Source organism: Pannus brasiliensis CCIBt3594 (genome assembly GCF_036688125.1).
GTDB classification, from domain to species: Bacteria; Cyanobacteriota; Cyanobacteriia; order Cyanobacteriales; family Microcystaceae; genus Pannus; species Pannus brasiliensis.
This window is the reverse complement of sequence record NZ_JBAFSM010000016.1, coordinates 28,950-44,280: the sequence shown is the minus strand read 5'-3', so window position 1 is coordinate 44,280 and position 15,331 is coordinate 28,950. Positions and strand designations below refer to the sequence as shown.

General features: G+C 49.8%; 15 protein-coding genes and 1 tRNA gene. 10 read left to right on the top strand and 6 right to left on the bottom strand.

Annotation, left to right across the window (positions count from 1 at the left end; all coding sequences use genetic code 11):
• Nucleotides 1-85: 85 nt before the first annotated feature.
• The 6 genes from purF (at nucleotide 86) to V0288_RS10305 (ending at nucleotide 4,058) form a co-directional block, all read left to right on the top strand.
• Complete coding sequence (gene purF, locus V0288_RS10330) at nucleotides 86-1,549, top strand: amidophosphoribosyltransferase (RefSeq protein WP_332865006.1); 1,464 nt, start codon at nucleotides 86-88, stop codon at nucleotides 1,547-1,549.
• Between the two features lie 58 nt (nucleotides 1,550-1,607).
• The gene (locus V0288_RS10325; protein WP_332865005.1) at nucleotides 1,608-1,892 is read left to right on the top strand and encodes a type II toxin-antitoxin system HicB family antitoxin; all 285 of its coding nucleotides are present in this window, start codon (nucleotides 1,608-1,610) and stop codon (nucleotides 1,890-1,892) included.
• Nucleotides 1,889-2,077 (top strand): type II toxin-antitoxin system HicA family toxin, encoded by a 189-nt coding sequence (locus tag V0288_RS10320; protein WP_332865004.1) that lies wholly within the window; start codon nucleotides 1,889-1,891, stop codon nucleotides 2,075-2,077. Before V0288_RS10325 ends, V0288_RS10320 begins: the two co-directional genes overlap by 4 nt.
• A 31-nt stretch (nucleotides 2,078-2,108) precedes the next feature.
• Entirely contained in the window at nucleotides 2,109-3,128 is a 1,020-nt protein-coding gene (locus tag V0288_RS10315; protein WP_332865003.1) for a hypothetical protein, read from the top strand.
• 188 nt (nucleotides 3,129-3,316) lie between these two features.
• The gene (locus V0288_RS10310; protein WP_332865002.1) at nucleotides 3,317-3,568 is read left to right on the top strand and encodes a UPF0175 family protein; all 252 of its coding nucleotides are present in this window, start codon (nucleotides 3,317-3,319) and stop codon (nucleotides 3,566-3,568) included.
• Nucleotides 3,561-4,058 (top strand): PIN domain-containing protein, encoded by a 498-nt coding sequence (locus tag V0288_RS10305; RefSeq protein WP_332865001.1) that lies wholly within the window; start codon nucleotides 3,561-3,563, stop codon nucleotides 4,056-4,058. Before V0288_RS10310 ends, V0288_RS10305 begins: the two co-directional genes overlap by 8 nt.
• A 46-nt stretch (nucleotides 4,059-4,104) precedes the next feature.
• Here V0288_RS10305 and V0288_RS10300 read toward each other — a convergent pair whose 3' ends face one another.
• Together V0288_RS10300 and V0288_RS10295 are read right to left on the bottom strand one after the other, a co-directional pair.
• Nucleotides 4,105-4,350 carry a hypothetical protein gene (locus V0288_RS10300; RefSeq protein WP_332865000.1) on the bottom strand — a complete coding sequence of 82 codons (246 nt, stop codon included), beginning with the start codon at nucleotides 4,348-4,350 and terminating at the stop codon, nucleotides 4,105-4,107.
• Between the two features lie 251 nt (nucleotides 4,351-4,601).
• Entirely contained in the window at nucleotides 4,602-6,497 is a 1,896-nt protein-coding gene (locus V0288_RS10295; protein ID WP_332864999.1) for an ABC-F family ATP-binding cassette domain-containing protein, read from the bottom strand.
• Nucleotides 6,498-6,655: 158 nt separating this feature from the next.
• On the opposite strand from V0288_RS10295, the gene V0288_RS10290 reads away from it, so the two are divergent.
• Complete coding sequence (locus V0288_RS10290; protein WP_332864998.1) at nucleotides 6,656-6,796, top strand: hypothetical protein; 141 nt, start codon at nucleotides 6,656-6,658, stop codon at nucleotides 6,794-6,796.
• Between the two features lie 200 nt (nucleotides 6,797-6,996).
• Here V0288_RS10290 and V0288_RS10285 read toward each other — a convergent pair whose 3' ends face one another.
• Both V0288_RS10285 and gyrA read right to left on the bottom strand, forming a co-directional pair.
• Nucleotides 6,997-7,752 (bottom strand): FkbM family methyltransferase, encoded by a 756-nt coding sequence (locus tag V0288_RS10285; RefSeq protein WP_332864997.1) that lies wholly within the window; start codon nucleotides 7,750-7,752, stop codon nucleotides 6,997-6,999.
• A 574-nt stretch (nucleotides 7,753-8,326) separates the two neighbouring features.
• The gene (gene gyrA, locus V0288_RS10280; protein WP_332864996.1) at nucleotides 8,327-10,891 is read right to left on the bottom strand and encodes a DNA gyrase subunit A; all 2,565 of its coding nucleotides are present in this window, start codon (nucleotides 10,889-10,891) and stop codon (nucleotides 8,327-8,329) included.
• A 243-nt stretch (nucleotides 10,892-11,134) separates the two neighbouring features.
• Between gyrA and V0288_RS10275 the strand changes: the two genes are divergently transcribed.
• Entirely contained in the window at nucleotides 11,135-11,338 is a 204-nt protein-coding gene (locus V0288_RS10275) for a DUF6888 family protein (protein ID WP_332864995.1), read from the top strand.
• A gap of 189 nt (nucleotides 11,339-11,527) precedes the next feature.
• On the opposite strand, the gene V0288_RS10270 is transcribed toward V0288_RS10275, so the two are convergent.
• The gene (locus tag V0288_RS10270) at nucleotides 11,528-12,436 is read right to left on the bottom strand and encodes an SGNH/GDSL hydrolase family protein (RefSeq protein ID WP_332864994.1); all 909 of its coding nucleotides are present in this window, start codon (nucleotides 12,434-12,436) and stop codon (nucleotides 11,528-11,530) included.
• A gap of 216 nt (nucleotides 12,437-12,652) precedes the next feature.
• Between V0288_RS10270 and lpxD the strand changes: the two genes are divergently transcribed.
• Entirely contained in the window at nucleotides 12,653-13,684 is a 1,032-nt protein-coding gene (gene lpxD, locus V0288_RS10265) for a UDP-3-O-(3-hydroxymyristoyl)glucosamine N-acyltransferase (protein ID WP_332864993.1), read from the top strand.
• An 11-nt stretch (nucleotides 13,685-13,695) separates the two neighbouring features.
• Here lpxD and lipA read toward each other — a convergent pair whose 3' ends face one another.
• Nucleotides 13,696-14,589 (bottom strand): lipoyl synthase, encoded by an 894-nt coding sequence (gene lipA / locus V0288_RS10260; protein ID WP_332865048.1) that lies wholly within the window; start codon nucleotides 14,587-14,589, stop codon nucleotides 13,696-13,698.
• Nucleotides 14,590-14,665: 76 nt separating this feature from the next.
• On the opposite strand from lipA, the gene V0288_RS10255 reads away from it, so the two are divergent.
• A tRNA-Pro gene (locus V0288_RS10255) sits at nucleotides 14,666-14,739 on the top strand.
• The last annotated feature ends 592 nt before the right edge of the window (nucleotides 14,740-15,331 follow it).

The window sequence follows — 15,331 nt, the reverse complement described above, 5'->3', positions numbered from 1 at the left end:
ACGGGAACGCGTCTCGTGTATCCGGTTAAAACAATATTAAGATAAGTTAAAAGTTCCTGCAAACACACCCCAAACCCGAACCCCAATGAACAGCCATCGCGACTGTACTCCCTCCCTTCCCCGCGCCGATAAACCCGAAGAAGCCTGCGGGGTTTTCGGGTTATACGCCCCGGAAGAAGAAGTGGCGAAATCGACCTATTTCGGATTGTACGCCCTACAGCACCGGGGGCAGGAATCGGCGGGAATCGCCGCCTACGACGGGGATACGGTGCGCTGTCACAAGGAAATGGGGCTAGTTTCCCAAGTTTTTAACGAAACCATTCTCGCCACGATGCCCGGAACCCACGCGATCGGTCACACCCGTTACTCGACCACGGGATCGAGTCGCCGGGCCAACGCGCAACCGGCGATCGTCGAGACGCGCCTGGGGACACTTTCTCTAGCACATAATGGAAATTTAGTCAATACGATCGAGCTAAGACAGTTACTGGAAAAACGCGGCTGTGACTTCGTGACGACCACCGATTCGGAGATGATCGCGGTGGCGATCGGTCAGGAAGTGGATAGCGGTAAGGATTGGATACAGGCGGCGATCTCGGCGTTTCAATACTGTTCCGGGGCCTATAGTCTGGTGATCGGTACGCCGACGGGGATTATCGGGGCGCGCGATCCCAACGGGGTGCGTCCTCTCGTGATCGGGGTATTGGAAGAAGAGGGCAATCCCCGGCGTTACGTCCTCTCGTCGGAAACCTGCGGCTTGGATATTATCGGCGCGGATTACCTGCGGGACGTGCGGCCGGGGGAATTGGTCTGGATTTCCGAGGAGGGGTTAGCCTCGATCGATTGGGCGATGAAAGCGGAGAAAAAACTGTGCGTGTTCGAGATGATTTATTTCGCGCGTCCGGATAGTATCGTTCACGAGGAATCGTTATATACCTATCGTTCCCGTTTGGGGGAACAGTTAGCGCGAGAGGCTCCGGTAGAGGCGGATATGGTGATGGGGGTTCCGGATTCGGGGATTCCGGCGGCGATCGGTTTTTCCCGGATTTCCGGCATTCCCTACGCGGAGGGATTGATTAAAAATCGCTACGTGGGACGTACTTTTATCCAACCGACGCAACACATGAGAGAGTCGGGGATCAAGATGAAACTGAATCCCCTCAAGGATGTTTTGCAGGGGAAACGGGTGATTATCGTCGATGATTCGATCGTCCGGGGAACCACTAGCAGAAAGTTAGTGAAAGCCTTACGGGACGCTGGCGCGACCGAGGTACACATGAGAATTTCCTCGCCTCCCGTCACCCATCCCTGTTTCTACGGCATCGATACCGACAATCAGGATCAGTTAATCGCGGCGACGAAATCGGTGTTGGAGATTCAACAGCAAATCGGGGTAGATAGTCTCGCGTATCTGAGTCAAGAGGGAATGTTGAAAGCGACGGGTGAAGATCCGGCGAATTTCTGTACCGCTTGCTTTAACGGCGATTATCCGATTCCAGTACCGGACGCGGTGAAGCGATCGAAGTTAATGTTGGAGAAGGTGAAGTAATCACTCGTCTAGAAACTCGATCGGGCGGAAATAGAGTAGTTTATTTGGAAACAGAGAAATGCTAACCTACAAAGCCATGTATAAGTTTCTAGAGGAAGGGGTTCACGGGGAAGTCTTGGACTTTCCCGGTACGATTTCCTTCGCGGAAAATTTGGACAAGGCTCGTCGTTCTCTAGCTAACGCGCTAGTCGAGATGTCGGAAACGAATTTATTGATGGGAGAATCTTTACCGATACCGAATCCATCCCTTAGCGATCCCGAAGCGGATTTAGAAGAACCGATACATCTGATTTTAACAGCCGCCTCTCGCGTTTCGATCGTTCCCGATCGAGAAGCCTCATGAAACGTCGAGATTTAATCCGTTATTTGAGCCAACATGGTTGTCGCTTAGTACGCGAGGGAGGGGAACATTCTATTTGGGAAAATCCCGCGAATAACCGTCGAACCTCTATTCCACGCCATCGAGAAATTCCAGACTTTACCGCGTCCCGAATCTGTAAACAATTAGAAATAGTACCGCCAACATGAGTCCATCAATTAAGAAAGAAGATTGTTTCCTATGAATACAGATCGAGTTACTTATAAAAATACCAATCCTCAGACCAAAGCTGAAAAATATATTAAAGATATACAAAAAAAATCTTATATCAAGGAATGTTTTTGTGAAAATAAAGATTGCAACCTTGAGATTATAAAGTCTCATTCAATTCAAAACAATAAAATACTTAGCAAGATTTCTAGCGAAGGAAATGTTTTGTCATTTTCCAATCCTACATTTATGGCGGATAGTAATAGATTTTCATTTTTGCACGATCAACTTACCGGAAGAAAAAAGGCTACTACTTTTACAGGGTTTTGCCAGTATCACGACAACGAGATTTTTAAACCAGTAGAGTTGTACGATTACGAACCAAACAATATCGAACAAGAATTTTTATTTGCATACAGAGCCTTGGCGAAAGAGTATCATGCCAAACGCAGACAACATAAATCATTAATCGTGGCCATGGAAAAGGAGGGTCTTAAAAAATGTCCGACTCCCTTAAGGGAGTACGAGCGAGGAATTAAGGTTACAATTAAACAGTTAGAAAAAGATAGACGTTTTTTTAATCAACTTTTATTGAACAAAAAATTTGAGAATATAAAAACACGAATAGTCATTTTCGATAACGAGTATCATTTAGCGGTCTCCTCATGTTTTGCGCCTGAAAGAGATTTACATGGAAAGCTTATCAATGAATTCTCCCATTTAACAGTTGACTTAAACTATATTTATTTAACCATTTTTCCTCAAAATGGAAAAACTTTTGTGTTGTTTAGCTATTTACGAAAAAACCAAAGAAAGTTATCGGCATTTATTGACCAAATAGATGATGATAATTTGTCTATGACCGAGAAACAAAAAATAATTTCTAATATGTTAGCCATTTATTGCGAGAATATAGTATTATCGCCCGAACGCTGGAGCAAAGTTCCCGATTCACAGCAACAAATATTTTATGATGTGATCGACTCCACTATTAACACGAATCATATCTATAATTTGCAAAAACTGCAAAATATAAATTTATTTATATAAGATAAAGAATACAAAATAGAATCGGTTGGTTTTCCCTTATGATATTTTATAAAAGTTTCTATCGCTTTACCCGATGAAGTGGCTTCCTCTCTAGAAGAGAGAAGGGGAAGTTTAGAATGGATACCCCTCGATTTAAACAATTATAATTTTTGACTGTCTTGTAGAAGTACCTGTAAGGAGATACAAAAATGAGTGTCATTAATTTAGAAATTCCCGAAGAGATTTTCATTAGTCTTAAGGAAACTCCAGAAAGCTTATCTAGAGAGTTAAAAATTTTAGCGGCGGTTAAACTCTTTGAACTCGAAAAATTGTCTTCGGGACGAGCGGCACAACTCGCGGGAATATCACGAGTAGAGTTTTTAACTATTTTGGGACGCTATCAAGTTTCCCCTTTCTCTTTGACTACCGAACAACTAGAACAGGATGTTAACAATGCCTGATTCTCCCGTAATTGTCAATACATCTCCCCTGCTATATCTCCATCAAATTGGGCGTTTGAATTTACTCCAACGCTTGTACTCGGAAATTTTGACTCCTTTGGCTGTAGTAGGAGAACTAGAAATCGGGAAAAATCAGGGAATCGATGTACCCGATATTCAATCTCTCGATTGGATCGCTATCACTCCCGTTCGATCGCCCGAACTAATTCCCGCGATTATTGATTTAGGACAAGGTGAAGCGGAAGTCTTAGCTTTGGGCTTAGAAAAGGTAAGAAGTTTACTAATCTTTGATGACCAACTCGCGCGACGCATCGCCAATTTATATCAACTGAAATACACGGGAACTCTCGGAGTTTTAGTCAAAGCGAAAAAATTAGGCTATCTTCCCTCGATCGCTCCCGTTATTGACGAACTCCGTCAGCGAGGAATGTGGTTAACCGATCGAATCGTAGAGGATGTTCTTCGGTTAGCGGGAGAAACGGGAACGTAATCGAGTAAAATTCCCGCTCTCCCGAAAGAGAAGTTAACGATCGAGCCTAGTCATCATCGTCATCATCGTCGCGCTGTTTATTGTTGCGTTTATCCCCTTTGTCCTCTTTATCCCGATCGCTATCCTGGCGTTTATCCCCGTCGTCCTCTTCCTCTTGAGCGTTCTCGCGACGTTGTTGTTCTGGCTCAGCGGAATTGACTCCCGGTTCTTGTTTCTCTTTCTGTCCCGAGCAAGCGCCGAACAGGATCGTCAAAGCCAGAACGATCGGCAAAGCCACCATTTTTCCCGTCATTTTCCTAACTCCTAATGTAGCGATCGATAAACCGATTGTACCAGTTTCGATCGGGAGACAGTAGTGATCGCGGGGAAGATAGTGACGGAGACGATCCCCGGTTCGCGGTAACAGATGAAACGATCGATTTCGTTCCCTATTCGGTAAGACGCTTTCTCTCTTTGAGTCCCCATCGCTGACAGAAATCGGCGATCTCTCGATCGGATAACTGTATTCTCTGTTGAATTCGAGACTCGATATCCATTCCCATTTTATCCCATCCTTTCCGCTAGTTCCATCCAGCGATCGGTCGCGGTATCGATCGATTGACTTAATTCGGCTAACTGTTCGGTGAGGTGCTTCATTTCCTCAAAATCCGTCGGGGGATTGTTGTATAGTACCTGTTCGATCGCTTCTTTCCGCGTTTCCATTTCGGGAATTTTTCTTTCTAACTCCTCGTATTCCTTTTTCTCTTTAAACGAGACTTTTTTCGAGGGTTCCGCTTTGGGAGATGAAACTTTCGCCGATTTCGGTTCGGCTTTTTTCTCGATCGGTTCGGCGATGGTTTTCTGATAATCCAGATAGATAGAGTAGTTACCCGGATACTGTCGGATTTCCCCTCCCGTCTCGAAGGCGAAAATGGTATCGACCACTCGATCGAGAAAATAGCGATCGTGAGAAACGACAATCACACAGCCGTTAAAATCTTCTAAATAATCTTCTAAAACCGCTAAAGTCTGAACGTCGAGATCGTTAGTCGGTTCGTCGAGAATTAACACGTTCGGCGCGCTCATTAGCACCCGTAATAAGAACAATCGCCGTCTTTCCCCTCCCGAAAGTTTATGGATCGGCGCGTACTGTTGCTCGGGAGGGAAAAGGAATCGTTCTAACATTTGTGAGGCGGTAATCACGCTCCCGTCAAGGGTTTTTACCAACTCGGCCACATTTTTTAAATACTCGATCACCCGTTGATTCTCGTTCAGATTCAAATCGTCGGAATGCTGATCGAAATAACCGATATGAATCGTATCGCCGATCTCTACCTGACCGCTATCGGGGGAAATTTTTCCCGTGATTATATCCATCAGGGTCGATTTTCCTACCCCGTTACCGCCGATAATACCGACGCGATCTTCGGGAGTGAAAATGTAGGTAAAATCTTTAATTAAGGTGCGATCGCCGTATCCTTTAGACACCTTTTCTAGCTCGATCACTTTCTTGCCGATGCGTCTTCCCGCGGTGGCGATATCGACTTTCCCCCGCACTTGTTTGAATTCCCGCTCGCGCATTTCGGTAATACGATCGATCCGCGCTTTCTGTTTGGTGCTTCTGGCTTTCGGCCCGCGCGCGAGCCATTCTAATTCCCGTCGCAAAACTCCCGCGTGTTTGCGTCGCGTGCTGGCGATCGATTCTTCTGCGAGCGCTTTTTTCTCTAGATAATAAGCGTAATTTCCCGAATAGGCGTATAGATCGCCCCGATCGATTTCTAAAATCCGATTCGTCACCCGATCGAGAAAATAGCGATCGTGAGTAATTAATAATATCGCGCCGCGAAACCGCGCCAGATAACTTTGCAACCATTCCACGGTGTTCGCGTCGAGGTGGTTGGTGGGTTCGTCCATCAGCAAACAGTCGGGATCGGCGAGTAACGCGGTGGCGATGGCGATGCGTTTGCGATACCCCCCGGAAAGATCGCCGACACGCGCGGTAAAATCTTGAATGCCCAGTTTGCTTAAAATTACTTTAGCGTTGGTTTCTAACTCCCACGCGCCGAGTGTTTCGATTTGTTGCGATACCCTTGACAAACGGGCGAGAGTTTCATCGGAATGATCGGATTCGTTGGCGAGTTGATCCGATAGTTCCTCGTACTCGCGAATTAACGCCATACTCGGGCCGCTATCGGCGAAAACCTGTTCTAAAACGGTGCGATCGTCGTCTAGGTCTGGCTGTTGCGGTAGATAGACGATTCTCGCCCCCGATTGGGTTTGAATCTCTCCGGAGTCGATCGGTTCCAGTCCGGCGATCATTTTCAGTAGGGTGGATTTTCCCGATCCGTTCGTACCGATCAGGCCGACTTTATCGCCGACATCGAGACTGAAACTCGCGTCTTTGAGGATTTCTTTGATGCCGAAGTCTTTGTGAATCGATCGAACGGTGAGAAGAGCCATAATAAGGATTTAGAGAAGATCGCGGGCGACTGATCTAGTGTAACGTTTGTTCGTCGTCCTATTCCCGCATCCCGTCGCGCGGGAGATCTGTATCGCGAAGAGATCGATCGCCGGAAAAGTTTGTTTAAAATCACTGTCGGGAAAGTGAATGGCATACTATGACCGAACGTAACATTTCCTTGCCGGATGACTTACAGGAATTTATCGATCGACAACTCGCGACCGGCGATTACGATACGGTAGACGACTATAGTAACCATCTCTCGCGTCAAGAACGGGAAAGAGTCGCGGAAAAATAGTGAGAAACCCTTTTAATCGAGGGATTAAATAGTGGCGATCCCGTTAAGGTCGATGCGAATTAGCGGGACAAAAAGCGATCGATCCCGTTCGGGTGGATCGTGAGAGTAGCGATCGTTTCAAGCGAATCGCTCCCGAGTTTCGAGCGTTTTTGTGAAAAAAAGCCTCGAAAACTCGGGCGAATCTTCCCTCGATAACCGATTTATCGGGTTCCCGTTAAGCGGTTCGCCAGTTTTCGTAATCCCGTTTTAAACGGTAATCGGAAATAACTTCTATCGTGCGTGTAGATGTAATAATTAGTATAGATTCGTTCGGAGAGAACTTCCAACGGCGATTGAATATAGCGAGTATTTTTGAAAAGAACATTACTCGCGTAAAAACAGATAAATTCAAACGAGGGAAGAAGTTCCTTAATTTTATTTAAATTGATCTGATTCTCGTAGAGTTCTCGATCGGAATACTCGGTGTAAAAATACTTCGTTTTTTTGAGAGTTTCTAAACCGCCTTTAATGAGTTGTTCTTCGGCTCCCTGAACATCCGCCCAAATAAAATCTATTTCGGAGATATTATTTTCTCGCGCCCAAGTATCTAATCGAACGGTAGGGACGGTAATAGAATTATTAAACTTCACGTTAGGATAGGCGGTCAAGTGTTCCTTCGGTTTTTTTAGAGAGGAAGAAGCATCGTATTTCAATTGATCGTCAACCGCCTCGCCACTCTGGTAGAATGTCGCCTCTCCCTCTTCGTCGGAAATCGCGATCTCATGGAGTTTAGAACGTCGATCGGAAACGAGTTGTCTGTGCAGTTTGATGATTCTCGGATCGGGTTCAAAACTATGGATCTCTATCTCGGAAAATTTTTGGAGAAAGTCTAGCGTATCGGTTCCTCTGTGCGCGCCAATTTCTAATACGATCGGATTCTCTTTTTTCAACAGGTTCTTAATTAGATTTTTGTCCATGACAGGTTAAACCAAAAATAAAGTTTATGGCAGACTAGCATCGGGGCTATCCCCGATAGAGCGTTCGGAAGGTCGATACAATGGAAGAAAGATCTCGATCGCCACGATCGAGAGAAAAGAATCGCCTTTTCACGAAATCGATACTCTTCTAGCCGTCTTTATACAATTCGCTCGATCGATGATCGAGAGAGCGTTTGTTACGAGGATAGAATACCTATAGATCCTATAAATGATGGGTATCGAGAATGTTCCTCTATCCGTGGAATGAATTTTGTTTTCAGAAAAGACTATAATCTTCGGACAGGGATCTGTCAAGTAGATTGACTTTCGAGAAATACGCGACTGATTCCTCCCCCGCGAACCGGTGAGAGGGCCGGTAGGGGCGATCGATGGGAGTGAAGCGCGGGCGGCGAGAGAATCGATCGTATCCTCGCGAAGATCCGGCGGTTCAGAAACATCGGGGATCGACGGGAAAGAGTCGCTCGAAAATACCGTCCGTTTTTCCGAAATCACGATCGATTCGGGACGGATAGCGATCGACGATCGGTTATTATCGATCGTCGATCCCGCGAAATTACTCCTCGCTTTCCTCGCCATTTTCGGTGCCGTTTTCGGCGCTGGGGGGAACCAAAGCCACGGCCGCGATCGCGTCATCTTCATCGAGGCGCTGGACGCGAACCCCACCCGCGGATCTCGATTGCGGGGTGATCGCGTCCACGGTTTGCCGGATGATGATACCGCGTTCGGTGACGATGAGGAATTCATCTCCCGGATTCACGACGTGCAGGGCGGCGAGTTTATCGCCCGTTTTGCGGAATTTAATCACTCTCACGCCCATTCCCGCCCGATTTTGCAGACGGAATAGGGTGACGGGAACCCGTTTGCCCAAACCTCCCCGCGTGATGGCTAACACCCACGGGCCGTTATTGGCGAGTTCGGGATTGATTTCCTCGCTTTCGTCCTCGCTGTCCTCTTCCCCGGAGGCGATGCTGGCGACCACTTGAGCGGGTAGGATGTCCATACTGATCGGTTCATCCTCACCTTTGAATTTCATCGATCGCACCCCCTTGGTAGCGCGACTCAACGGACGCAGTTGATCGCTATCGGCTTTGAAGTGAATCGCCATCCCCTGCCGGGAACCGATGATCACGCTATCTTCCTCTTTCGCCAAACGCACCCATCGCAGTTGATCGCCTTCTTCGAGGGAAATCGCGATTAAACCGTTGGAACGGATGTTACTGAACGCGGAAAGGGCGGTTTTCTTGATAAAGCCCTTCTGGGTGAGCATGATCAGGTAATCATCCCCGGTAAATTGACTGACCGAGAGAACGGTCGTAATTTTCTCGTTTTTCGGGATTTCTAGCAGTTGCACGATCGGAACGCCGCGCGCGGCCCGGGAACCGGTGGGAATATGATAGGCGTTGAGACTGTAAACAACGCCTCGATCGGTGAAGAAAAGAACGGTATCGTGGTCGAGACAGGAGATAAAGTGTTCTACTCCGTCATCTTCCTTGATTTTCGCCCCGGCTTTCCCTCTGGTGGCGCGACTCTGGGCCTCGAAGGTATTCACCGGCATCCGTTTAATATAGCCCTGTTCGGTAACGAGGATCAGCGCCTGTTCGTTCGCGATCAGGTCGGTTTCGGCGATATCGCCCTCGCTTTGTTCGATGCGGGTTCTGCGTTCGGTCGCGTGGATGGCTTTGATCGCCTGCAATTCCTCCTCGATAATGCCGTCTACCCGCTCGCGACGGTCTAGAATGTCCTGTAAATCGGCGATTTTCGCGACGAGATCCTCGTGTTCTTTCTGGATTTTCTCCGATTCCAGGGCCGTTAAGCGACGTAGTTGCATTTGCAGGATCGCGTCGGCCTGCGCTTCGGAAAGTCCGAAATTCTCGACCAATCCCTCTTTCGCGCCGGCGGTATCGGCCGCACCGCGGATTAGCGCGATTATCTCGTCAAGACGACCGAGGGCGATCAGTAATCCCTGTAAAATGTGATCGCGTTCCTCGGCTTTGCGGAGTTCGTAGCGGGTGCGACGGGTGATCACCTCGACGCGGAAATCGAGGAAAACGCGCAGGAATTCGCGCAGGGTGAGCAGTCGCGGTTCGTTTTCCACCAACGCGAGCATATTCGCCCCGAAATTGATTTGAAGCGGGGTTTGTTTGTAGAGATTGTTGAGGACGACGCGGGGATAGGCATCGCGTTTGAGTTCGATAACCACGCGGATACCGTCCCGATCGCTCTCGTCGCGCACGTCGGAAATGCCGTCGATCTTGCGATCGTTGACTAATTCGGCGATTTTCTCGATTAATGCCGCTTTATTGGTCTGATAGGGCAGTTCGGTGATGATAATCGCGTCCCGATCGGGCCGTCCCCGGTGTTCGATCGTTTCGATGCTGGCTACCCCGCGCAGGGTGATCGAACCGCGTCCGGTGGTGTACGCGTCCCGGATGCCGTCTCTACCGAGGATCTGGCCTCCCGTGGGGAAATCGGGGCCGGGAATGTAGCGGGTGAGTTCGAGATCGGTGAGTTCGGGATTATGGATGAGAGCGACCGCGCCATCGACCAATTCCGCGAGGTTGTGGGGGGGGATGTTCGTCGCCATCCCCACCGCGATCCCCGAGGAACCGTTGAGGAGAAGTTGCGGGACTCTCGCGGGTAAGACCACGGGTTCCTGCTGGGAACCGTCGAAGTTATCGGCGAAATCGACCGTTTCCGACTCGATATCTTGTAATAGGGCGTTGGTGGCGAGCGAGTGAAGACGACACTCGGTATAACGCATCGCGGCGGGGGGATCGTTATCCACCGATCCGAAGTTGCCGTGACCGTTGATCAGGGGGTCGCGCATGGAAAAGTCCTGGGCCATGCGGACGAGGGCATCGTATACGGCCGTATCGCCGTGGGGGTGGTATTTCCCTAATACTTCCCCGACGACGCGGGCGCATTTCCGGAAGGGTCGATCGGGGGTGAGTCCGAGTTCGTACATGGCGTAGAGAATGCGCCGGTGTACGGGTTTCAGTCCGTCCCTCGCGTCGGGTAAAGCCCGTCCCACGATCACGCTCATGGCGTATTCTAGGTAGGATCGGGACATTTCATTACTTAAGTCTGTCGGCACGATGCGATCGGCGGAAGCGGTCATAGACGGGTATACTCCGATAACAAGAGAAAAGATTTAAAAAAAGTCAAAATATTCGGTGCTGTGGGTTTATTTTTCCAAAATCACGATCGAACACCAGTAAGGGCGAAAAAATGACAGGTTCTCTATAAATTTTAGCATAGTAGGGGGCTTTTTGGGCGGGGAGATCGAGCGATCGGACAAGAGCGGTTACAATCGGCGAATGTCTCGCTATCCCCGAAACACGGTTAAAATCGAGAGGTACAATTGTCGATCGTAGAACAAGCTTTCAGTAGTGTACGAGTTTGCCAACTCCTATCCAATCTCTACCAACCGATCTATCTCTTTCGTTACGATTATACTTTTCGGACGATTTTTATTCTAACGAAAAATTGCGGCGAAGAAGAATTGCAAATTGTTATTTTGCCCGACGGTCTCTGGAGGTTTATCGATGACACAATGCGACTATAAAGGTATAAATAGAAAGAAATTTAAAGGATTTCTTTTGAACAACTGGGATGATTAATCGTCTTGGTCGGCTTTTTTTGAAAAGTCGGGCGAACTAGATCCCGCGCAGGGATATTCACCCGATCTATCGTTCGAGTAAATAACAAGAATTATCTAAGACAAGTTAAATCAAAATCAATCGAATATTTAAGTTTACCGTTTGGATTTTTTCACTGGAGTGCCGGTCGGTGATGTTTCCCAAAAAGCTTTTTCGACAACTTGATAGGCGCGTTCTCCCGTGACGCGATGGGCTTTTTCGGTGGGGTGAATACTATCCCAAAACAGGAAGCGATCGGGGTGTTTACAGATAGATTTCCCGTTCAAACAAGCCGATCGAGTATTGTCGAAACCGAATCGATCGGGGTGAGAAAGTGCCGCGTTATAGAGGGAATAGGCGGAGAACTCGACGAATTGACTTTTTCCCGCGAACTGTCGATCGAGTCGGTCGATGATCCGCGCTAAACCCCGATTGTGCGCCACGACCACGGCACTCAGAGAAGAAGCGTTTTCCCGTCCGCAAGTCGCTGGAATCTTACCGAAATCGGGGAGATCGACGATTAAAAACCGTCGGATACCGAGACGGGATAGAGAAGTCAACGCGGTAGACAAATTCGCGAGGGGTTCGGTGACGCGGGTAGTCCCTCTTAAATAATCATTTCCCCCGATCCAGACGACCGCTAGAGCGCGGGGATCGATCGCCCGTTCCCTCGCGGAAAATTCCCGCACCTGTGACAATAAACTCGGCACCGTTTCATCATTTCCCGCGGTCGCCCCTCCCCACGCGAAATTATCCACCCGATCGGGTTTTATTCCTAATTTCCCGGCGAGGAATTCCACCCATACCCGACCGTTAGAATAGCGCCCCTGAAAATAGGGAGGATCGGGAGGGGAAGATTTCCCCGTGGAGCGGTAAACGTTACCCGTGTCGGAGAGACTATCGCCGAAAACGTACAGGCGATCGATCCCGGTCGCTCGTCGATCGATTTCCCCCGGCGAATTCATCGCTAAAGTTATCAACAACGCCCCGATCGCTAACCCGATAAAAAGAAAGTATTTTCGCATTTTTGAAGACGATTTTCCGAAAAAATAACGCTCGATCGAAACGCGATTCGCGAGTTATCGCTCCGATCCTAGATGATCTCCCCGAAATCTTCCCAGTAAATCTTCCTAGAAAAAACGCGAAAATCGTCCGCGCTCGATCGCCTATCCAAAATTTCTAAAGAGAACGTTAGCCAAATCGTATTACAATGATCCTCGCCGATACCGCGGGGTAAATCTATGAAATTTAGCGAGATCGTCCGTCAATTAAGTCCTTTCGTCACGGCGAGTAGTCTGAGCGAGTACGTCGATCGAGATCCGGAAATCACGGGCATCACCCCGATCGAGTCGGCGATAAGCGATACCATCAGTTACATCGAGGGGGGAAAATTCGCCTCCTTCGTGACGGAAACCCCCGCCAGCGCCCTGATCCTACCGGACGATCGCGCCCTACAAGAAAGCGCCAACGATCGAGGCATTGTCTGGATCGCCTCGCCCGCGCCGCGTCTGCTGTTCGCGCGCGCCATTCAACTTTTCTATCAACCCTTCCGTCCCCTGCCCTTCATCCACGCCACCGCGGTCGTTCATCCCAGCGCTAAAATCGGCCGGGAAGTGTCGATCGGCGCCCACGCGGTGATCGAGGCCGACGTTCACATCGGTGATGGCGCGTGTATCCATCCCAATGTTGTCATCTATCCGGGGGCGAGTATCGGCGCTCGAACCGTCCTCCACGCCAACTGCACGATCCACGAGCGGGTGCAGATCGGCTCGGATTGCGTGATCCATAGCGGCGCGGTCATCGGGGCGGAAGGGTTCGGTTTCGTTCCCGTTCCCGAAGGTTGGTTCAAGATGGAACAATCGGGGATCGTCGCGATCGAGGACGGGGTGGAGATCGGGTGTAATAGCGCGGTCGATCGCCCCGCGGTGGGAGAAACGCGGATCGGCAAGAACACGAAAATCGATAATCTCGTGCATATCGCCCATAATTGCCAGATCGGTTCCGGTTGCGCCCTCGCCGGACAGGTGGGCATGGCGGGAGGCGTGAAAATCGGCAATCGCGTCATTCTCGCGGGACAGGTGGGCATCGCGAATCAGGCCTCGATCGGCGACGGGGCGATCGCCTCGGCGAAAGCGGGCATTCACAACGATGTCCCCCCCGGCGAGGTGGTATCGGGAATTCCCGCCATGCCGCACAAGCTGTTCCTAAAAGTGTCGGCGATCTATAAACGTCTCCCGGAAATCTATCAGGCGGTGAAAAAACTCCCGAAATAAGTTTTTATCCCTTACTTGCGGGGATATAAACTCATGAGCTTTCTCACTTCCTCGGCGTGGTAGGAACTTCTTGTCAAGGGGGTGGAAACAACTTGTAAAAATCCGATCGATTCACCGAACTCGCGCCACGCGTCGAACTGTGCGGGGGTGACGAACTCCTGTACGCCGAGGTGTTTCGCGGACGGTTGCAGGTATTGCCCGATGGTGAGAATATCGCAATCCACGGCCCGGAGATCCTCCATCACCCCGCGTACTTCCTCGTCGGTTTCCCCCAATCCCACCATGATGCCCGATTTGGTGTAGGTGGAGGGGACAAGCTGACGGGCGCGCCGTAGGAGTTCTAGAGAGCGTTGGTAATCCCCTTGAGGACGGACGCGACGATAGAGACGGGGAATTGTTTCCGTGTTGTGGTTGAGAACTTCCGGCTTCGCGGACAGGATCGAAGCTAACGCGTCCCAATTGGCGCAGAGGTCGGGGATCAAGACCTCTATAGTTGTTTTCGGCGAGATCTGGCGCGTTTCCTCGATACAACGGACGAATTGACCCGCGCCCCCGTCCGGCAAATCATCCCGGTTAACGGAGGTGATGACGACGTGATTGAGGTCGAGACGCTTGACAGCCTCGGCTAATCGGAGGGGTTCGGTAGGGTCGAGGGGTTGCGGTTTTTTCTCGAAATCGATGTCGCAGTAGGGACAGGCGCGGGTACAGGCCGGCCCCATAATGAGAAAAGTCGCCGTTCCCGCGTGGAAACATTCGCCGATATTCGGGCAGGACGCTTCCTCGCAGACGGTATTCAGGTTTAAATCCCGTAAAATCTCTTTAACACTGCCCACTCTCTGCCATTGAGGGGCTTTTACCCGTAGCCAATCCGGTTTTACCGTCACGCTCTCATTACTCCGATCGATTCGATTTTTTACTATCCTACCAAGTGTCGATCGAACGCGGGAGGATGTGATACAATGATCAAGCCGTGAAAATTTTCGGGATGTAGCGCAGCTTGGTAGCGCACTTCGTTCGGGACGAAGGGGCCGCAGGTTCAAATCCTGTCATCCCGATTTCTCTAAATCCTCTCCGCCACGAGCTTTCAAGGCTTCGGGGACGACCGATAACCAAAGACCGCCGGACGCTCGATCGGCACCGGCGGTCGTGTCAGTTTTTCAGGATAGGCAACTAGGCGGCTTTGTCAGACGCGAGGTTCGGGATGAGGTTTCGCAGATCGAGCGGAAGGGCCGGGGCGAGCGCATCGAACACATCGGCGTAGTCGCGGGCCATGGCCTCTAAAAGTATCTCGCAACGTCCGGCGGTGTAAAAGCGAGGGTCACGGGCTTCCTTCAGGCTCTGGAGAAAGTAGGCGAGGTTAAATAGCGAACTGAATAGATCCTCGTCTAGCTGGTACGTTTTCTCTAGGTCTTCTCGGTCTAATTCAAGTGCCTCCCATCGGTCGGGTATACTTATGAGGAACTCATACCCACATCCGCGCGGGTAGAATCGGGTTTCGCTCTCTCCGCTCGAATAGAATGCTATATGGAGATCATTTAATCCGCTGTTCGTAAAGATCTCGTTAACATTCGCCGCGCGGGACGAATTGCGGTCTTGAATTACTCGAATTACTGGCATCAAGTGGGCCTGTCCTTGAACAGGGCGATC